At 54.3% G+C, this 19,632-nt stretch carries 15 protein-coding genes; 1 reads left to right on the top strand and 14 read right to left on the bottom strand.

Annotated features, from left to right (window positions below):
• Positions 1–45: 45 nt before the first annotated feature.
• The 11 genes from pheT to rlmE form a co-directional block, all read right to left on the bottom strand.
• Positions 46–2,424: a phenylalanine--tRNA ligase subunit beta gene (pheT, locus tag NMUL_RS02565; RefSeq protein ID WP_011379854.1), complete on the bottom strand. Its 2,379-nt coding sequence runs from the start codon at positions 2,422–2,424 to the stop codon at positions 46–48.
• A 200-nt stretch (positions 2,425–2,624) separates the two neighbouring features.
• Positions 2,625–3,659 (bottom strand): phenylalanine--tRNA ligase subunit alpha, encoded by a 1,035-nt coding sequence (pheS, locus tag NMUL_RS02560; RefSeq protein ID WP_011379853.1) that lies wholly within the window; start codon positions 3,657–3,659, stop codon positions 2,625–2,627.
• Between the two features lie 141 nt (positions 3,660–3,800).
• Complete coding sequence (gene rplT / locus NMUL_RS02555) at positions 3,801–4,160, bottom strand: 50S ribosomal protein L20 (protein ID WP_011379852.1); 360 nt, start codon at positions 4,158–4,160, stop codon at positions 3,801–3,803.
• 12 nt (positions 4,161–4,172) lie between these two features.
• On the bottom strand, positions 4,173–4,370 hold the full coding sequence (gene rpmI / locus NMUL_RS02550) for a 50S ribosomal protein L35 (protein ID WP_011379851.1): 198 nt from the start codon (positions 4,368–4,370) through the stop codon (positions 4,173–4,175).
• Positions 4,371–4,598: 228 nt separating this feature from the next.
• On the bottom strand, positions 4,599–5,204 hold the full coding sequence (gene infC / locus NMUL_RS02545; RefSeq protein ID WP_074771849.1) for a translation initiation factor IF-3: 606 nt from the start codon (positions 5,202–5,204) through the stop codon (positions 4,599–4,601).
• 26 nt (positions 5,205–5,230) lie between these two features.
• A complete protein-coding gene (gene thrS, locus NMUL_RS02540; protein ID WP_011379849.1) occupies positions 5,231–7,147 on the bottom strand; it encodes a threonine--tRNA ligase in 1,917 nt (638 codons plus the stop codon).
• Between the two features lie 238 nt (positions 7,148–7,385).
• Positions 7,386–8,405 (bottom strand): PstS family phosphate ABC transporter substrate-binding protein, encoded by a 1,020-nt coding sequence (locus NMUL_RS02535; RefSeq protein ID WP_011379848.1) that lies wholly within the window; start codon positions 8,403–8,405, stop codon positions 7,386–7,388.
• A 197-nt stretch (positions 8,406–8,602) separates the two neighbouring features.
• Positions 8,603–9,994 (bottom strand): phosphoglucosamine mutase, encoded by a 1,392-nt coding sequence (glmM, locus tag NMUL_RS02530; RefSeq protein ID WP_011379847.1) that lies wholly within the window; start codon positions 9,992–9,994, stop codon positions 8,603–8,605.
• Positions 9,995–10,011: 17 nt separating this feature from the next.
• Positions 10,012–10,857 carry a dihydropteroate synthase gene (folP, locus tag NMUL_RS02525; protein WP_080557661.1) on the bottom strand — a complete coding sequence of 282 codons (846 nt, stop codon included), beginning with the start codon at positions 10,855–10,857 and terminating at the stop codon, positions 10,012–10,014.
• A 218-nt stretch (positions 10,858–11,075) separates the two neighbouring features.
• On the bottom strand, positions 11,076–12,971 hold the full coding sequence (gene ftsH / locus NMUL_RS02520; protein ID WP_011379845.1) for an ATP-dependent zinc metalloprotease FtsH: 1,896 nt from the start codon (positions 12,969–12,971) through the stop codon (positions 11,076–11,078).
• A gap of 164 nt (positions 12,972–13,135) precedes the next feature.
• On the bottom strand, positions 13,136–13,756 hold the full coding sequence (gene rlmE, locus NMUL_RS02515) for a 23S rRNA (uridine(2552)-2'-O)-methyltransferase RlmE (RefSeq protein WP_011379844.1): 621 nt from the start codon (positions 13,754–13,756) through the stop codon (positions 13,136–13,138).
• A 29-nt stretch (positions 13,757–13,785) separates the two neighbouring features.
• Between rlmE and yhbY the strand changes: the two genes are divergently transcribed.
• Entirely contained in the window at positions 13,786–14,073 is a 288-nt protein-coding gene (yhbY, locus tag NMUL_RS02510; protein WP_011379843.1) for a ribosome assembly RNA-binding protein YhbY, read from the top strand.
• 209 nt (positions 14,074–14,282) lie between these two features.
• On the opposite strand, the gene greA is transcribed toward yhbY, so the two are convergent.
• The 3 genes from greA to carA all read right to left on the bottom strand — a co-directional run bounded on the left by greA (position 14,283) and on the right by carA (position 19,291).
• The gene (gene greA / locus NMUL_RS02505) at positions 14,283–14,759 is read right to left on the bottom strand and encodes a transcription elongation factor GreA (protein WP_011379842.1); all 477 of its coding nucleotides are present in this window, start codon (positions 14,757–14,759) and stop codon (positions 14,283–14,285) included.
• 107 nt (positions 14,760–14,866) lie between these two features.
• Entirely contained in the window at positions 14,867–18,094 is a 3,228-nt protein-coding gene (gene carB / locus NMUL_RS02500; protein WP_011379841.1) for a carbamoyl-phosphate synthase large subunit, read from the bottom strand.
• 45 nt (positions 18,095–18,139) lie between these two features.
• Positions 18,140–19,291, bottom strand: a complete 1,152-nt coding sequence (carA, locus tag NMUL_RS02495) for a glutamine-hydrolyzing carbamoyl-phosphate synthase small subunit (protein ID WP_011379840.1) — start codon at positions 19,289–19,291, stop codon at positions 18,140–18,142.
• Between the last annotated feature and the right edge of the window lie 341 nt (positions 19,292–19,632).

Below are 19,632 nucleotides of genomic sequence, written 5' to 3'. Positions count from 1 at the left end.
CCCTCTCACTTTTATTACTCTCAAACATCGTGCTCTATCTTCCGGTCAACTGCGCAGTCTTGCTCCAAACCTGTTTTCAAGAACACTTATCAGTTTTGCGACTACCTGATCAGCTTGTGCGTCAGTTAAAGTTTTTTCAGTATCTTGTAATAACATACGGAATGCAAGACTTTTTTTGTCGCTTTCCACCCCTTTCCCCTGGTATACATCAAAGAGCGCAATTTCAGAAATGATGGATAACTTCTCGCTCCGCATGCTGTCCAGAATCGCCTGCACGCTGACATCCTTCGGCACGAGTACAGCGATATCGCGCCGGATCGGGGGATATTTGGAAATTTCTGAAGCCTGTGGCAACGTTCGCGCCAGCAGAACATCCACGTTCAATTCGAACAGGACAACGGATCGAGCCAGCCCCAGCTTCTGTTGCCAGCGGGGGTGAAGCTCCCCAAGAAAGCCGCCAATACGGCCATCTATGGAAATCTCCGCGGACTTGCCCGGATGCAGGGCTGGATGGCGCGCGGCAGCGACCCTAAGCTCCCCTGGCCATAACAGCGCCTCGATATCGGCTTTTGCATCATAGAAATCGACGGGACGGGCAGGCAAACCCCATTGTTCCTCCACGACGTCCCCATAGCAGAGTCCTGCCAGCTTTTCCTGTTGCGAGTAGGTCTGTCCATCTTTCTGGAAACAACCCCCGATTTCAAACAGGCGAATCCTGGATTGTTTGCGGTTGAGATTGAACTGAAGATTAGAGATGAGCCCTCCCAAAAGGCTGCTGCGCATCACCGCCAATTGATTGGACAAAGGGTTTTTCAACGCGATAGGGGTCCTGTTGCCCGCCAACTCCGTTTCCCATGAGGTTTCGACGAAAGCATAATTGATGACTTCCTGGTAATCCCGCGCCACTAGAATTTGTCGCAGTCTTGATCGCGTTCGCCGGGTCTCGGGCGCAGAAAGTATGTCGAGTTTCGCTCGCGGCATGGTCGCAGCAATACGGTTGTATCCGTACATACGCGCCAACTCCTCGATCAGGTCTTCTTCTATGGCAAGATCGAACCGATAGGTGGGAGGCGTCACGTAAAATACCGCGTCTGTATTCAAAAAACCGAACTGCAGCCGGTGCAACAGTTCCGCTACCCGACCTTCATCCAGCTCTACGCCCAACACTCGCCCGACTCGCTCCAGACCCAGGCGAATGGGATCCCGCGCTGGCAAGCTTCCACGGAGTTCAGTAACGGGTCCCACCCTGCCCCCGCAGATATTCAGAATCAGGTCAGTTGCGCGCTCCATTGCTGCGCGCGTGGCGCCAAAATCGACGCCGCGTTCGAAACGATAGGCCGAATCCGAGCTGAAGCCGAGCGAGAAGGATTTGCCGGCGATAACGCCGGGGCTGAAAAAAGCGCTCTCCAGAAACAAGTCGACCGCCCCTGAGGTGACCCCGCTTTCATTTCCACCCATGATGCCCGCCAGCGCCAGGGGCTTGGCATCATCTGCGATCACCAGCATATCGGGTTGCAGCACAAGATTCTCGCCGTTCAGCAATTCGATACTTTCCCCCGGGCGGGCGAACCTGATGTGAATGGAACCGGCAAGACCCCCCTGTATTCTTGCCAAATCAAAAGCATGCAGGGGCTGGCCAGTCTCCAGCATGACATAATTGGTCACATCCACCACAGGGTTGATAGCGCGCAACCCGCTGCGTTCCAGTCGCTGCACCATCCATTGCGGGGTAGCGACATCAAGAGAAATGCCCCGTACTACCCGACCACAGTAGAGTGGGCAGGCGGTCGCCGCGTCCACATGGATTGCCAGGGTTTCGGCAATCTGTGCTGACACAGGCTTGATTTCGACGGATTGGCGATTTTGGGAAGTAATTGCCGCCACTTCTCTCGCTATGCCGGATAATCCCAGGCAATCGCCGCGGTTCGGCGTGAGTTTGAGAGTGAGAAGGTTGTCCTCGAGGTCGTAATATGCCCGAAAATCTGTTCCTACCGGCGCATCGGGCGAAAGCAGCAACAGGCCGGACGAAGCATCCTCCAATCCCAGTTCCTTGGCTGAACACAACATTCCCGTGGATTCGACCCCGCGTATCCTGGTCTGCTTGATGGCCATGCCCGGCAATTGCGCTCCTGAAAGAGCGCATGGCACCTTTATACCGGCCCGAACATTGGCAGCGCCGCAGACAATTTGCAGCGGCTCGTCATTTCCCGCTGCACCGGTCTTCACCTTGCAAACCTGAAGATGATCCGCATCGGGATGTTTCTGCACCGATAACACTTCCGCTACCACCACCTTGTGAAACGCTGGCGCGACCGGCTCGACGCTCTCGACTTCCAGTCCTGCCATCGTCAGCGCATGGGCAAGATCACGCGTCGACAAGGGAGGATTTACAAAGGTACGCAGCCAGTTTTCTGAAAATTTCATAAATTTTACCGTTCAGCAGGGAAAGGAACGTGTCGCAGGTCTTGTATCCAGCCTTGGATACTCTTCCCATACACTGACCCTTCCACCGAAAGATCGCTCCGCAGTCACCCTTAAGGGCCCCGAATCCCGTTGCATGTCACCTGCATTATTTTTCGTGGGATTTTTTATATTTTTTCTTTTTATATTCCTGATCCGTGGTTTCAGTTGAACTGTTTCAGGAACCGCAAATCATTTTCGAAGAACAGTCGCAAGTCGTTTACCCCATATCTCAGCATCGCCAGACGCTCGACGCCTAAACCAAAAGCAAAGCCAACGTACTTTTGACTGTCTATGTTGACATGCTTGAAGACATTGGGATGTACCATTCCACAACCCAGCACTTCCAGCCACCCGGTGTAACTGCATACGCGACAGCCGGTTTTGCACATTACACAACCGATATCCATTTCGGCTGAAGGCTCGGTAAAAGGGAAAAAAGAAGGGCGAAAACGCACCGGCAGATCGTCGCGCTCGAAAAAATGCTGCATGAAATCAGAGAGAATGCCTTTCAAAGCCGAGAAGTTGGCACTTTCATCGATCCATAAACCTTCCACCTGATGAAACATCGGAGTATGCGTCAGATCGGAATCGCAACGGTAAACCCTCCCTGGCGCAATCACCTTCAGGGGAGGTGGATTACTTTCCATGTATCGTATTTGAACGGGTGACGTATGAGTTCGCAACAGGTGCTCGCTTGCGCCGCCGTTTTCGTCATCGACATAGAAAGTATCGTGCATGGCGCGAGCGGGATGGCTTTCCGGGATATTCAGCGCGGTGAAATTATAAAAATCGGTTTCGATCTCGGGCCCGGAAGCCACCGTGAATCCGACCGAATGAAACAGCGACTGAATTCGCTCGAGCGCGAGCGTGATAGGGTGGAGTCCCCCCATTCCCGTTCCGCGCCCCGACAAAGTGACATCCAGCTTTTCCTCTATTAACTGCTCTTCCAGCTTCTTTTCCTGTATCGCCTCCCGGCGACGGCTCAGCGCTGCCTCCAGCGATTCCTTCGCCTGATTGATACGGCTTCCCGCTGCGGGACGCTCTTCCGGGGGAATCTTGCCCAATCCCTTGAGCAACTCGGTCAGTTGCCCATGCCGGCCCAGATATCGCGCCTTGACCTGCTCCAGTTCGGCCAGGTCCTCTGTTCTATTGAACAGCTCAATTGCTTCAGTAAGAAGATGATCCAGATGAGTCATTCAAATAACAGTTTGATCAATTGGATTCCGCATATGAAAAGAGGAGGCCAGGCGTTTTTGCCTTTAGCCTCCTCCCAGTCTTTTAATCCCGGAAACGCGCGAACGAAGCCCCGAGTTCACGCCGGGCTTGCTAAAACGCTTCTAAATGGCCAAACTGGCTTTGGCCTGCTCCGCTATTTTTGCAAAGGCCGGCTTGTCGAATACAGCCAGATCCGCCAGGACCTTGCGATCCACCTCGATCTCGGCTTTCTTCAGGCCGTTCATGAACACGCTGTACGACAAACCGCATTCCCTGGCAGCGGCGTTGATACGGGCGATCCAAAGGGCTCGAAACTCGCGTTTCTTCTGGCGACGATCGCGATAGGCGTATTGCCCCGCTTTCATCACCGCTTCCTTCGCTACGCGATAGACATTCTTGCGGCGACCCCGGTAACCTTTCGCCAGGTCCAGTATTTTCTTGTGGCGAGCGTGAGCTGTTACACCACGTTTCACTCTTGGCATATCAGTCTCCTCCTATGCGTAGGGCATCATGGCGCGCACCGACGCCACATCGCTGAAGTGCACGTTTACGGACCCCCGCAACTGGCGCTTGCTTTTGGTCGTTTTCTTAGTCAGAATATGACGCTTGAATGCCTGCGAGCGCTTCACGGTACCGCCTGCCCTCACCGTAAAACGTTTTGCCGCACCACTCTTTGTTTTCATCTTTGGCATTACTTTGCTCCTGCTTTAACATGACACAAGGTGGTTCCCGAATGGAACGCTTTAAACCCTGGAGTCACTTGTTTTCAATGAAATGAACTGTGTCAGACCGACAGGAAATTACCATATCTGCCTCCCCATCCTGAACACTATCCCAGCCTCGCATCTTCCGATCTATCCAGCAGGTACAGGTACAAATCGCGGTACCGGATGAACCTGAAATCAGTGGAAATGAGTGCACTAGCGCCGCTCGGGCTGGCTTTCGGCATCAGCCGTCGGTTTTGTTTCCTTTGAGTTGGAGGTTTTTACTTCTTTGGAGTTCTTTATTTCTTTCTTTCGTGGAGATAACACCATCACCATCTGGCGTCCCTCCATTTTGGGAAATTGCTCCACTATCGCATGCGATTCCAGATCGCCTTTTATCCGCTCCAGCAACCGCACTCCAAATTCCTGATGCGCCATTTCCCGCCCGCGGAAGCGGAGGGTAATTTTGGCTTTATCGCCCTCGTCCAGAAAACTGATCAGGTTACGCAGCTTGATGTTGTAATCACCCTCGTCCGTATTGGGACGAAACTTGACTTCCTTGATCTGAATCTGTTTTTGCTTGAGCTTGGCTTCGTGCTTTTTCTTGCTTTCCTGATACCTGAACTTGCCATAATCCATCAGGCGGCATACAGGGGGTTTGGCAGTAGGGGCGATTTCAACCAAATCCACCTCTGCTTCTTCCGCCAGATTATTGGCAACCGCCAGAGGGACTATACCTATCTGCTCTCCATCCGCACCAATCAAGCGCACTTCCGGCGCAGTAATCTCGTAATTGATGCGTGCTGCTTTTTCTTGAACTATAGTAACTCCCGAACTCTATTAATAAATCAGGCCGCCCCCGCCCGGGTGCGAATCTCTTCCTTAAGCCGGTCCACCAATGCCGGCAATGTCATCTGACCAAGGTCAGAGCCACTGCGGGTACGTACAGCCACTCTCTGGGCTGCCACTTCCTTATCACCCACGATGATTTGATAGGGCAGTTTTTGCAGACTATGCTCCCGTATTTTATAAGTTATTTTTTCATTTCTCAAGTCCGCATACGCTCGAATTCCCGCTCTTCTGAGTTCTTCGGTCACTTCTCGGGCATAATCGGCCTGCCCTTCCGAGATATTCAGCACGACCGCATGGTCCGGGGACAACCATAGCGGCAGTGCTCCCGCATGATTTTCGATAAGAATGCCGATAAAACGTTCCAGGGAGCCGAGGATTGCGCGGTGAAGCATTACCGGTATCTGCCGGGAGTTATCCTCGGCCACAAACTCTGCGCCGAGGCGTTCCGGCATGGAAAAATCCAGTTGCAAGGTGCCGCACTGCCAGATGCGACCGATACTATCCTTGAGCGAAAACTCTATTTTTGGTCCGTAGAACGCACCTTCACCCGGTTGCAGTTCCCAGATGAGGTTTTTGTGATTCAGCGCGGATCGCAGCGCCTCTTCCGCCTTGTCCCACTGCTCTTCGGAGCCTACGCGCTTTGCGGGACGGGTGGAAAGTTTCACCAGGATGTCATTAAAGCCAAAATCGTTGTAAACCTTCTGCAACAGATCGATAAACTGGACGGCCTCATCTTGCACCTGGGACTCAGTGCAGAAAATGTGAGCGTCGTCCTGAGTGAACGCTCGCACCCGCATGATCCCGTGCAGCGCTCCGGAGGGCTCGTTACGGTGACAGGAACCGAATTCCGCGAGCCGGAGCGGCAGGTCGCGATAACTTTTCAGCCCCTGCTTGAACACCTGCACATGCCCCGGACAATTCATCGGCTTGACGGAAAATTCCCGATCTTCGGCCTGCGTCACGAACATGTTCTCGCGGAAGTTTTCCCAGTGTCCGGAACGCTCCCACAAACCCTTGTCCAGTACGGAGGGCGTGCGGATTTCGAGATAGCCGTTATTACGAAAGATGTCCCGCATGTACTGTTCGACCTGCTGCCAGACGACCCATCCCTTCGGGTGCCAGAACACCATTCCAGGCGCTTCTTCCTGAAGGTGAAACAGACCCAGTTGCTTGCCGAGCTTGCGGTGATCGCGTTTCTCCGCCTCTTCAAGACGGCGCAGATAGGCGTTCTGATCGTCTTTATTGGTCCATGCGGTGCCATAGATCCGCTGCAGCATTTCGTTATGCGAATCCCCACGCCAATAGGCGCCTGCAAGCTTCATCAGCTTGAAAACCTTCAGACGGGATGTGGCCGGGACGTGGGGACCGCGGCATAAATCGGTAAAATTTCCCTGAGAATACAGGGAAACGTCCTCATCGCCGGGAATGGCTTCGATGATCTGCGCCTTATAGTGTTCGCCCTGGTTCTTGAAAAAATTGATTGCCTCGGATCGATCCCAAACCTGGCGCTCGACCTTCAGGTTGCGCGTGCTGATTTCAGCCATGCGTTTCTCGATTGCCGCCAGATCTTCGGGGGTAAAGGGTCGCTTATAGGAAAAATCGTAATAAAATCCGTCCTCGATTACCGGTCCAATCGTGACCTGCGCTTCCGGAAACAATTCTTTCACCGCATGCGCCAGCAAATGGGCGCTGGAATGCCGGATGATCTCGAGCCCTTCCGCATCCTTTTCCGTGATGATGGCTACGTCGCTGTCATTTTCGATACGAGCGGAAAGGTCAACCAGTTTGCCGTTCACCTTGCCTGCAAGCGCAGCGCGAGCCAGCCCGGCGCCTATCGAAGCTGCAACTTCACCCACCGTTACAGAATGCTCATACACGCGCTCCGAACCATCCGGCAAACGAACTACAGCCACGGCTTCTCCCTTTGATAAGTAAGACTGACTAAAAACCCTGATTTTACAGGATTCAGCGGCACGGGGGTGGGACGGCGAGGTGCCGGAAAAGCGGTCGCGCCAGAGTTAAAGAGGATTTTGCGAAGAATTCAAGGCGAACGGAAAAAGGAATGCGCGGACAGGGCATCATCCGCGCAACTCCCGGGTGCTTGGGGCAAAACGGGAACCCCGAATCAAGAGTCCGTGGCTGGACCTGCTGCTATAAGCTCGCTTCGCGCTCGAGCAATTCTTCTACCCTTACACCCGTTTCTGTTCGTCCGCCAAATACGGTTCCCACCTTCTTTTTATTGAGATGTTCAAGGTTGGTGCTATAGGCTTGCGGGGGCAGCGGAAAAAATTTGACTTCTTTCACCAACGTCGGCGCATTTTTCATGTAAAACTCAACCAGTTCCCTGACCTCTGGTTTTTCCGCTGATTTGATATTCACGTAAATGAAAATCGGACGGGACAAAGGCTGATAACTGCCATCTTCCACTGTTTTTTCAGAGGGGAGCACAGGGCCCTTTCCCGAATCGATGGCCACCGCTTTGAGCTTTTTCTGGTTTTCAACATAGTAGGCAAAACCGAAAAAACCCAGCGCATTCTTGTCGCTGGCGACCCCTTGCACCAATACGTTGTCATCTTCGGAAGCAGTGAAATCTCCTCGGCTGGATTTGGTTTTGCCTACGATCGCTTCGGTAAAGTAGTCGAAAGTACCCGAATCGGCACCCGCTCCATAGAGCTTCAGTTTTTCATCGGGCCATGCCGGATTCGCCTGGTTCCATTTGGTGATTTTACCTTGTGCCTCGGGTTCCCAGATCTTCTTCAACTCAGCCACGGTGAGCGTATTTGCCCAGTCATTCTTGGGATTGATCACCACCGTCAATGCATCGAATGCTACCGGCATTTCAACGTACTGGATACCGGATTTTTTGCATTCCTCCATTTCCTTCTGCAGAATGGGGCGGGAAGCATTCACGATGTCCGTTTCGCCACGGCAGAATTTTTTGAAACCTCCCCCGGTACCAGAGATACCGACGGTTACTCTTACCGCCCCTTTCTTCGCATTCTGAAAATCTTCCGCTACCGCCTCGGTAATGGGAAAAACGGTGCTTGAGCCATCTATCTTAACCAAGCCCCCGGCATTCGCACCGGCAATCATACCTATATTGGTGGCACCGAACACTGCGCCCAGCACCGCCGCCCGCGTCAGTCCCATCCGATTCAATGATTTCAACATTTCATTCCCCGTTCAATTAAACAGACCACGCTTTTTTCAGCTGCCATGCTAGGGCATGATTATTGCGTTTTTGTGACATCCTGTGGCCAGCGCAACCAGAGCATATAAGGTGTATTCCTCCATGAATCAGTTTTCCCAAAAAGAACTGGCAGACAAAAACTTTGGCGGGGGGAAGAGGGAGCAAGATGTCCTTTGATTCAGTTCGGCAGCGCCTTTTCAACCGATCTCTCGCCTGCCGCCGCATTTCGCACAACTTCCGCTATTTTCTCCGCCCAGTGCTTGACTTTCTGCCCGGACTCGCCCTCTACCATTACTCTTATCAAGGGTTCCGTACCCGAAGCACGCAGAAGCACCCGGCCCGTAGTATCGAGATCGCGTTCGGCCTCTGCTTGAGCGGTTTTGATGGCAAGACTGTTGTGCGCATCAAATCCCTTGGGTACCCTGACATTGATGAGTTGTTGCGGATAGAGCGTCACGTCTGATGCGAGCTCGGTCAAGGTCTTGCCGGAATCACGCATCGCGTAGAGTACCTGTAGTGCCGAAATGATTCCGTCACCGGTAGTATGTTTGTCGAGGCAGATAATATGGCCGGAACCTTCGCCGCCCAGCTGCCAGTTTTTTATCTGCAGCAGTTCCAGCACATAGCGATCGCCGACATTCGCGCGCGCAAAAGGAATATCCAGTTTCTTTAACCCGTTTTCAATCGCCAGATTCGTCATGAGCGTCCCCGCCACCCCCCCCTTGAGCAGCCCGTTTTGTTTTCGATGTTTCGCGACGAGGTAGATCAACTGGTCGCCGTCGTAAAGCATGCCCTCGCCATCGGTCATGATTACGCGATCACCATCCCCATCCAATGCCACTCCGATATCTGCCCGATGGTGCCGGACAGCTTCCTGCAGGGCCGCTCCATGCGTTGCCCCACACTCGTGATTGATATTGAGACCATCGGGATGGATTCCAATCGCAACTACTTCGGCGCCCAATTCGTGCAATACGGGACCGGCAATCTGATAAGTGGCGCCATGGGCGCAATCGACCACGACCCGCAGTCCCCGCAGATCGAGGTGATTTGGAAAAGTGCTTTTGCAGAACTCGATATAGCGTCCTCTGGCGTCATTAACGCGCCGCGCTTTTCCGAGCTGCGCCGACGGCATTGCCTTGAGAGGCGCATTCAATCCCGCTTCAATCTCCTGTTCGGTCGCATCGGGTAATTTGGCGCCGAGGGCAGAAAAAAACTTGATGCCGTTATCCTCGAAAGGATTGTGGGAAGCCGAAATGACGATGCCCGCCTGCAAACGCAGGGCCCGGGTGAGATAGGCAACCGCAGGAGTGGGCATAGGCCCCGAAAGCAGAACATCCACTCCGGCTGCGGAAAGCCCCGCCTGCAAGGCTGATTCCAGCATATAGCCTGATATGCGTGTATCCTTGCCGATCAATACTGCCGGGCGCTCTCCTTTTGAAAGATGCCAATCCGAGGAGGTCAGAACCTTGCCCGCAGAATAACCCAGATGTATCACGAATTCGGGCGTGATAGGCGCTTCACCTACGCGTCCGCGTATGCCGTCAGTTCCAAAATATTTTCTTGTCATTGGAAGAAAACCATTGTTTATCGAAATGAATTGAATTCAACTGAGGGTTTCCACCGTGAAGTGAGCGATGATGCATTCTCCCGTGCAGAGCCCCGGTCGTAAACCGCATTGTAAACAGCGAGCGCATCCCGGGTTGCCCGGACGTCATGCACACGGAGGATGGCCGCACCCTTCATAGCCGCGATCAGCGCTGCCGCTATGCTGGCATGAATCCGGTTATTTATGTCACTGCCCGTGATTTTTCCCAGCATCGATTTGCGCGAGAGACCTACCAGTACCGGTACTCCAAGATCGATAAACTGATCGAGATGCCGTAATAGCTCGATATTATGAACCTGGTTTTTACCAAAACCAAAGCCCGGATCGACTACCAGCCGCTCCCGCGGAATACCTGCGGCTTGGGCAGCCTCCACCCGCCGCTTCAGAAAAACCTTGACATCCTGCACTACATCATCATATTGGGGATTGACCTGCATATTAGCGGGTTCACCCTGCATATGCATGAGGCAAGCCATCACACCTCCTTCTGCGACCGCCTCCAGCGCACCCGGCATCTGGAGTGCCCTCACATCGTTAATCATCACGGCCCCCGCGGCGATGGCAGCGCGCATGACTTCGGGTTTGGAAGTGTCGACCGAAACCCGCACATTCTGATTTGCCAGTTCTTCCACTACCGGGAGAATCCGACGTAATTCCTCTTCGACAAAAACCGGGGTGCTGCCAGGGCGCGTTGATTCACCGCCGACGTCCAGCAGATCCGCCCCTTCTTCCATCAAATGGAAAGCATGGTTCAAGGCATGGTCGGTTGAAGCGAACAAGCCGCCATCCGAAAAGGAGTCAGGAGTTATATTGACAACGCCCATCACAAGAGGGCGATGAGAGAGCCTGAAAATTTCTACAGGCGGAATAGAAGATGGTGACACCGGGATTCACCCATTACGGAGGAATTTTCTTTTCTATGAACCGGAAAAAGGCGGGATGAAAAAGATGGAATGAAAAAGACAGGACAAAAAAGACGGATGAAAAAGACGGGACGAACCCGCCTTTTTCATTGTTTACTGTTCAACAGTAACTTCCTTGCCTAAGCTTCCTGCGCGGGTGTCGCTGTAGGCGCCGGGGCCGCGGGGGGCGCATTATCCTTGGGCGGCGTTGGAGCAGTCCTGCTTGGCTTGGGAGGCCGGGGCGTACGGCCTTCCATGATATCGCCGATTTGCTCCGCGTCTATGGTTTCCCATTCCAGCAACGCTTTGGCCATAACCTCGATCTTGTCGCGGTTTTCTTCGATCAGCTTGCGCGCCAGGCTGTACTGCGTGTCGATGATGCGGCGAATTTCTATATCCACCTTCTGCATGGTCGCTTCACTGACATTCTTGTGGGTTGTGACGGAACGGCCCAGAAACACTTCTCCCTCGTTCTCGCCATAAACCATCGGGCCAAGCGAATCAGACATGCCCCATTGGGTGACCATGCGTCTCGCCATCTCTGTCGCACGCTCGAAATCATTGGATGCGCCAGTCGTCATCTGGCCCATGAAGACTTCCTCCGCGATACGCCCCCCGAACAGAACCGCAATATTCTGCAGGATTTCCTCACGGTCCATACTGAAACGGTCTTCGGTCGGCAGTTGCATGGTCACACCCAGTGCCCGCCCCCGCGGGATAATGGAAACCTTGTGCACCGGATCGGTCTTGGGTAGCAATTGGGCAACCACCGCGTGCCCGGATTCATGATAGGCAGTGTTGCGCCGCTCACGCTCCGGCATCAGAACGGATTTGCGTTCTGCACCCATGAAGATCTTGTCCTTGGCCCGCTCGAAATCCTCCATGTCGACGAGCCGCTTGTTGCTGCGCGCAGCAAACAGGGCCGCCTCATTCACCAGATTGGCGAGGTCGGCTCCGGACATCCCCGGGGTTCCGCGGGCGAGGGTTTCGGCATGCACATCGGGCGCGATCGGCACTTTGCGCATATGGACATGCAATATCTGCTCACGGCCACGGATATCGGGGAGCGGCACCGTCACCTGCCGGTCGAAACGGCCGGGACGCAACAGCGCAGGGTCGAGCACATCCGGACGGTTGGTAGCTGCGATGACAATCACACCCGCAGTGCCTTCGAAACCATCCATTTCCACCAGCAACTGATTGAGCGTCTGTTCGCGTTCATCGTTTCCACCACCGAGACCCGCGCCACGCTGACGCCCGACCGCGTCGATCTCGTCGATGAAAATAATGCAGGGAGCATGCTTCTTCGCTTGCTCGAACATATCGCGCACTCTGGCTGCACCTACCCCCACAAACATTTCCACAAAATCGGAGCCGGAGATACTGAAGAAGGGTACCTTGGCTTCACCGGCAATAGCACGCGCCAGGAGCGTCTTACCCGTACCCGGATTTCCCACCATCAACACGCCGCGCGGGATACGTCCTCCCAGTTTCTGGAACTTGCTGGGATCGCGCAGGAATTCCACCAGTTCGGAAACCTCCTCCTTGGCTTCTTCACAACCTGCAACATCGGCAAACGTCACCTGGTTAGTGGATTCGTCGAGCATGCGCGCCTTGCTTTTCCCGAACGAAAAGGCGCCGCCGCCCCGACCCCCCCCCTGCATCTGCCGCATGAAGAAAATCCATACCCCGATCAGCAGAAGCATGGGGAACCAGGAAACGAAGATATTCATCAGGAGGGAAGGTTCTTCCTCCGGCTTGGCATCTATGATGACGCCTGCCTTAAGCAGGTCGCTCACCATCCATGGGTCCGAGGGCGTGTACGTCGTAAAACGTCTGCCATCGGTTTTGGTACCCTTCAGCGTGCGGCCTTCTATAGTTACTTTGGCGATCCTGCCCTGCTTCACCTCGTCGATGAACTGGGAATATTCCATCGGTGCCTGCCCCGACTGCCGTGTACTGAACTGATTGAACACCGTCATCAGCACAAGAGCAATCACCAGCCAGATGGCCATGTTTTTAATGAGATTGTTCAAAGTAGCTCCTTGGCTTGCGCCGTCAAAATACTCGAATGTTTCATTCTAAACCCATTTCTAGATTTAGAATAGCCGTTATCCCTGCTACCAGCCTCCCGGTTCGCGTGGAGATCTGCAGCCTCCCAGCCCTATATTCACTGTATTGGCATGCGAACCCGCAATGTCTAATCCCGCTTTCCCAGCCCCAGCAAATAGATTTCACTGCTCCGACCCCGTGATGCCAAGGGTTTACGTGTTACCACCCGATGGAATGTAGCGCGCATCGCGCGAAAAAACTCGTCAAAACCAGAACCTTGAAATACTTTGACGAGGAAGTTGCCGCCAGAGTTCAACTGCTCGGTACAAAACTCGAGAGCCAGCTCCGCCAGGTGCATGCCCCGCGTTTGATCAATTACCCGTATGCCCGTTATATTAGGTGACATATCGCAAATTACAAGGTCAACGGGCAAATCCTTCAATTGTTCCTTCAATTCGGCCAGGACAGACGCTTCGCGGAAATCTCCCTGAATGAAGGTTACGCCGGATATGGGCGCCATTTCCAGGATATCCAAGGCAACCGCTCTACCCTTGCCCTTGAGCTTCTCCGCTGCTACCTGCGACCACCCGCCGGGAGCAGCGCCAAGATCTACTACCGTCATGCCCGGCTTGAACAAGTGATCGCGTTCGGCGATCTCCATCAGCTTATAGGCCGCGCGTGAGCGGTAGCCTTCCTTTTTTGCCTGCCTGACAAAAAAGTCATTCACATGCTCCTTCATCCAGGCCTTGCTGGTTTTGGTTCGCTTCATCGCGTAAAATGATCGTCGTGAAAGAAGATATGTTAGCACTTACTCCAGATTTCAGACGCGGGCTCAAGGCGCGCGCACATGCCCTCAAGCCGGTCGTCTGGATAGGGGCAGCGGGTTTATCGGACAATGTGGTGAACGAACTGGATCAGCGACTTAAAAGCCACGAACTGATCAAAATCAAAGTGGCGAGCGCCGACTGGGAAATACGAAACGCGTTACTGGAGAAAATCTGCGGGCGCCTCAACGCTGCGCCCGTGCAGCACATCGGCAAGATGCTGGTGATTTACCGTCCTGAACCCGAAAAAACGAACAGCTGAAGCAAACCGGGGATGGGGCCACTGGCAATGAAGCAGTCGAAGTGCTCATTGGCCTTGGCTGCTCCGATCGTGGGCTAATATGGATTCCCATATCCGAATCCGGGAGGAACGCATCCCGCCGAGAACACATTCGGACAGGACCTATATAATTCAAGCTATTCAACGTGAAAAAGAGCAGGAGTTCCCGGTTCCCGCGCCTGGGAACCTCCTCAAATGTATCTCACGTCGAGAATTTCATACTCCCGCACCCCGCCCGGCGCCATCACCTCAGCCACATCCCCCGGATATTTGCCTATCAGAGCGCGAGAGATAGGGGAACTGATGGAAATCTTTCCCTCCTTGATATCCGCCTCATCATCCCCGACAATCTGATAAGTAACGGTTGTGGCAGATTCGACATCCTCCAGATCGATGGTTGCACCGAATACGCAAGCTCCATCCGCATCCAGCGTCGCAGGATCGATGATCTGGGCATTGGAGAGCTTGCTCTCAAGTTCAGCAATACGTCCTTCGATAAAACCCTGACGTTCCTTGGCCGCCTCGTATTCGGCGTTTTCGGAAAGATCACCATGGGATCGAGCTTCCGCAATGGCCGCAATCACGGCGGGTCGCTGAACCGTTTTCATCTCATGCAATTCGGCGCGCAGTTTTCCCGCGCCTGTCACTGTCAAGGGAATTGTACTCATAGTCTCTTCTGCTACCTGTTTTGGATCGGTGTGCCTGTTGTTCGATATTGCTATACCGGAGCACGGCCTCCTTGGGCAATTCAAAATTTAAGTTCAAAGTTCTCGCTTCAGGAAGCGGGGTTCAGAGAGGCTGCCTCCCGCGATTCGTGGAGTTGCTGCAACCCGTAGGCATGCAATTCCTGCATGTTTGCCATGCCTACGCAGGCGGCCCGCGCCCCGGCTAACGTAGTATAGTATGTTACCCGCGCTTGCAGTACCGCATGCCGAATCGAGTAGGAGTCATGGACGCTCCGCTTGTCTTCCACTGTATTGATGATCAGGTCCATCTCCCCGTTCTTGATCATGTCTACGATATGGGGACGTCCTTCCGACATCTTGTTTACCGGCGTCACGGACAGCCCTGCCGCACTCAGAACCGCGGCGGTGCCACGGGTAGCATAAAGCGTAAACCCTAGCTGAGCAAGATTGCGGGCGATTTCAACCACGCGCGGTTTGTCCGCCTGGCGTACGCTTATGAAGACCTTCCCGCTCCGCGGAAGTTTCACTCCCGCTGCCAACTGGGACTTGACGAAGGCTTCTGCAAATGTCTGCCCTACTCCCATCACTTCACCGGTCGATTTCATTTCGGGCCCGAGTATGGTGTCCACGCCGGGAAACTTGATAAAAGGGAAGACAGCCTCCTTGACTGAATAGTAGTCCGGAATTACCTCACGAACCCTGTCCTGATGAACCAGGCTCACCCCTGTCATGCAACGGGCGGATATTTTTGCCAAGGGGATGCCGGTAGCCTTGGAGACGAACGGCACGGTCCGGGACGCTCTTGGATTGACTTCCAGTACGTAGACGATATCGTTCTGGATGGCGAATTGCACGTTCATCAGCCCCACCACGTTGAGCGCGCGCGCCATTGCCGCCGTCTGGCGGCGCAACTCGTCCTGCAGCCGGGCAGATAAGCTGTAGGGAGGCAGCGAACAGGCGGAGTCGCCCGAATGCACGCCTGCCTGTTCGATGTGCTCCATGATGCCCCCGATCAGGACGTTCTCTCCGTCCGAAACCGCATCCACGTCCACTTCCACCGCATCGTTCAGAAAATGATCCAGCAGCACCGGGGAATCGTGCGAGACCTTTACCGCCTCTTTCATGTAACGCTCCAGGTGCGTCTGCTCATGGACGATTTCCATGGCCCGCCCGCCCAATACATAGCTCGGGCGTACCACCAGCGGATAACCGATCTCTTCCGCCGCAGCGAATGCCTCCTCCGCCGTGCGCGCAGTACGGTTGGGCGGCTGTTTCAGCCCAAGCTGGTGCAGCATTTTCTGAAAACGTTCCCTATCCTCGGCGCAATCGATCATGTCCGGACTGGTGCCGATGATCGGCACGCCATTCGCCTCGAGATCGCGCGCAAGTTTCAGCGGAGTCTGGCCCCCGAATTGCACGATGACGCCTGCAGGCTTCTCGACGGCTACTATTTCGAGCACGTCCTCCAGTGTCAAGGGTTCGAAATAAAGGCGGTCGGACGTATCGTAATCGGTCGAAACCGTTTCAGGGTTGCAGTTGACCATGATGGTCTCGAAACCATCCTCGCGCAAAGCCAGGGCGGCGTGGACACAGCAGTAGTCGAACTCGATACCCTGGCCTATGCGGTTGGGTCCCCCGCCGAGCACCATGATTTTCTTATTATCGCTTGGCAGCGCCTCGCATTCTTCTTCGTAAGTGGAATACATGTAAGCCGTATATGTCGCGAATTCGGCCGCGCAGGTATCGACACGCTTGTAAACCGGACGAAGATCGAGCTGATGACGTCTTGAGCGGACTGCCTCGGGTGTCACGCTCATCAGCCGGGCAAGCCGCCGGTCGGAAAAGCCGCTGCGTTTCAGCTTGCGGAACGTGGAAAAATCAAGCGCCTCCAGCGGCGTTCCCGTAATCGACCGTTCCTGCCGTATCAAATCTTCTATCTGCGTCAGAAACCAGGGATCGATGTGGGTGTGCGCATGTATCTCATCAAATGCCATGCCGCAGCGAAAGGCGTCCGCGACATACCAGATTCGTTCGGGACCAGGATATGCGAGTTCGGCCGCGACAGTTTCAATATCGGTCGTTTTCTCATCCAGTCCATCAACCCCGATTTCCAGTCCGCGCAACGCTTTCTGCAGAGATTCCTGAAATGTCCGTCCGATGGCCATGACTTCCCCTACCGATTTCATCTGGGTGGTGAGGCGAGCGTTGGCCTGGGGAAATTTTTCGAAAGCAAAGCGCGGTATCTTGGTGACGACGTAATCTATGGACGGCTCGAAAGATGCCGGCATTGCGCCGCCCGAAATATCGTTCCTGAGTTCGTCCAGGGTGTAGCCTACGGCAAGCTTGGCTGCCACCTTGGCAATGGGAAAGCCGGTGGCTTTTGAAGCCAGTGCGGATGAGCGTGAAACCCGGGGATTCATTTCAATCACGAGCATGCGCCCATCCTCCGGATTGATGGCAAACTGCACATTGGAACCGCCAGTTTCAACCCCGATTTCGCGCAAGACCGCTATGGAGGCATCGCGCATGATCTGATATTCCTTGTCGGTCAGCGTTTGCGCGGGCGCAACCGTGATGGAGTCGCCTGTGTGAACCCCCATGGGATCGACGTTTTCGATGGCGCAGACAATAATGCAGTTGTCGTTCCTGTCGCGTATGACTTCCATCTCGAACTCTTTCCAGCCGATAACCGATTCCTCGATCAGCAGTTCCTTCGTCGGAGAGGCTTCCAGTCCGCGCTCGCAGATTTCGAGAAACTCCTCGCGGTTATAGGCGATACCGCCGCCACTCCCTCCCAGCGTGAATGATGGGCGAATAATGGCGGGATAACCCACCATTGCCTGGACCTGCAATGCTTCCTCCAGGCTATGGGCAATGGCGGAACGCGCGGAACCGAGGCCGATACGGGTCATGGCCTGCTTGAATTTTTCGCGATCCTCGGCCTTGTCGATTGCTTCGCGCGAGGCGCCGATCAATTCGACTCCGTATTTGTCCAGTACACCGTTCTTTGCCAGGTCCAGCGCGCAGTTCAATGCTGTCTGCCCTCCCATGGTGGGCAGGAGCGCATCCGGGCGTTCGATGGCAATGATTTTTTCGACCATCGGCCAGATGATAGGCTCGATGTAGGTCACATCGGCCGTTTCCGGATCCGTCATGATCGTTGCCGGATTGGAATTCACCAGAATGGTCCGGTAACCCTCTTCCCTCAGCGCTTTGCACGCCTGGGCACCTGAATAATCAAACTCGCACGCCTGGCCTATGATGATGGGACCGGCGCCAATGATAAGGATGGACTTGATGTCGTTACGTTTAGGCATAAGTGGGAGGGACGATAATGGGAAAGAGCGGATGGCTTTCCGGCTTCATATCGCTTTCGTCCGTTTTCTCTCCATCAATCCCGCAAATTTATCGAACAGATAGTCCAGGTCATGCGGACCCGGACTCGCTTCGGGATGCCCCTGAAAGCAGAATACAGGCTTTCCCGCCAACTCAAATCCTTGCAAGCTGCCATCGAATAAAGATAAATGCGTAACTCTTGCATTTGCCGGCAAAGTGGCCGTATCCACCGCAAACCCGTGATTCTGACTGGTTATGATCACTTTTCCCGTCCCCAGATCCTGAACCGGATGGTTGGCGCCGTGATGGCCAAATTTCATTTTTATGGTTCTGGCGCCTGTTGCCAGCCCTAGCAACTGGTGACCCATGCACACGCCGAAAACCGGTATTTCCTTTTCCAGCAGTCTTCTGGTTGTCTCGATAGCGTAGTCGCAAGGCTCGGGATCACCCGGTCCATTCGAAAGGAATATTCCGTCAGGTTGCGATGCCAGAATCTCGTCCGCGGTTGTCTGCGCGGGGAATACGGTGATTTGGCAGCCGCGCTGTGCAAGCTTGCGCAGAATGTTTCGTTTTATTCCGAAATCCATCGCTGCAACATGAAAACGGGGATGAGATTGAACCGGGTAACCCTGCCCCAGCCGCCATTCCCCTTCGTTCCACTCATAAGGCTGCAGGCAGCTTACCACTTTGGCCAGGTCCATTCCGGCAAGACCCGGAAATTCCCTGGCCAGCTTCAGCGCCTCCGTTTCATCCGGCTGACCCGCAATGATGCAGCCTGCCTGAGCGCCCTTTTCCCGCAGAATGCGTGTGAGCTTGCGGGTATCGATGTCGGCGATGGCGACCACCCCCTGCTGCCTGAGATACTCTGGCAACGTCTGCGTTTCGCGCCAGTTGCTGGAAGCCAACGGCAGATCTCTTATCACCAACCCGGCGGCATATACCCGGTCGATATTGCCGGACTCCACGTCATCCGGATTGGTGCCTGTATTGCCTATATGGGGATAAGTGAGGGTAACGATCTGGCGACAGTAGGAGGGATCCGTGAGAATTTCCTGATATCCCGTCATCGAGGTGTTGAAGACCACCTCCCCTGTGCTGATGCCTTCCGCGCCGATGGACATGCCGCGAAAAACTGTGCCGTCAGCAAGCGCGAGGACGGCATACGAATGTTGTGGCACGGAAGACTCCTGGGAATTGGGACAAGGCAGAAACGGCGCGAGGTTCCCTTTGCGCCGCTTCAAATACGGAAATTATACGTCCAAAAGGACAATGCTTCAATGAACCGGCAGCGCAGCACAGTGAATCTCTCGCGAAGCGGGAATGGAGCAGTAAGGGAACAAGGAATGAGGAACAAGCTACCTGCTCCTATGGAGACCTTCCCGAGCCGGGCTGTCGTATTCGCCTCTCACAAATCGAAAATCTCCGTCAGATCCTCGCCGCTGCATCCGTGCGATCAATCCCCTAATGTACTTCCCGAGGATCGGAGGATTCGGAAGAAAATGCACTGGAAGCGAGAACG

This window comes from Nitrosospira multiformis ATCC 25196, assembly GCF_000196355.1.
Taxonomy (GTDB): Bacteria; Pseudomonadota; Gammaproteobacteria; order Burkholderiales; family Nitrosomonadaceae; genus Nitrosospira; species Nitrosospira multiformis.
The sequence above is the reverse complement of the archived record's forward strand: the minus strand, read 5'-3'. Positions and strand labels throughout refer to the sequence as shown.

Excerpts from the sequence above, each read along its gene's own strand:
- greA (WP_011379842.1), bottom strand. The coding sequence starts at position 14,759 with ATGAGTACAATTCCCTTGACAGTGACAGGCGCGGGAAAACTGCGCGCC.
- pheS (WP_011379853.1), bottom strand. The coding sequence starts at position 3,659 with ATGACTCATCTGGATCATCTTCTTACTGAAGCAATTGAGCTGTTCAAT.
- glmM (WP_011379847.1), bottom strand. The coding sequence starts at position 9,994 with ATGACAAGAAAATATTTTGGAACTGACGGCATACGCGGACGCGTAGGT.
- NMUL_RS02535 (WP_011379848.1), bottom strand. The coding sequence starts at position 8,405 with ATGTTGAAATCATTGAATCGGATGGGACTGACGCGGGCGGCGGTGCTG.
- yhbY (WP_011379843.1), top strand. The coding sequence starts at position 13,786 with ATGTTAGCACTTACTCCAGATTTCAGACGCGGGCTCAAGGCGCGCGCA.
- carB (WP_011379841.1), bottom strand. The coding sequence starts at position 18,094 with ATGCCTAAACGTAACGACATCAAGTCCATCCTTATCATTGGCGCCGGT.
- rplT (WP_011379852.1), bottom strand. The coding sequence starts at position 4,160 with ATGCCAAGAGTGAAACGTGGTGTAACAGCTCACGCTCGCCACAAGAAA.
- pheT (WP_011379854.1), bottom strand. The coding sequence starts at position 2,424 with ATGAAATTTTCAGAAAACTGGCTGCGTACCTTTGTAAATCCTCCCTTG.
- folP (WP_080557661.1), bottom strand. The coding sequence starts at position 10,857 with ATGGGCGTTGTCAATATAACTCCTGACTCCTTTTCGGATGGCGGCTTG.
- rpmI (WP_011379851.1), bottom strand. The coding sequence starts at position 4,370 with ATGCCAAAGATGAAAACAAAGAGTGGTGCGGCAAAACGTTTTACGGTG.
- rlmE (WP_011379844.1), bottom strand. The coding sequence starts at position 13,756 with ATGAAGCGAACCAAAACCAGCAAGGCCTGGATGAAGGAGCATGTGAAT.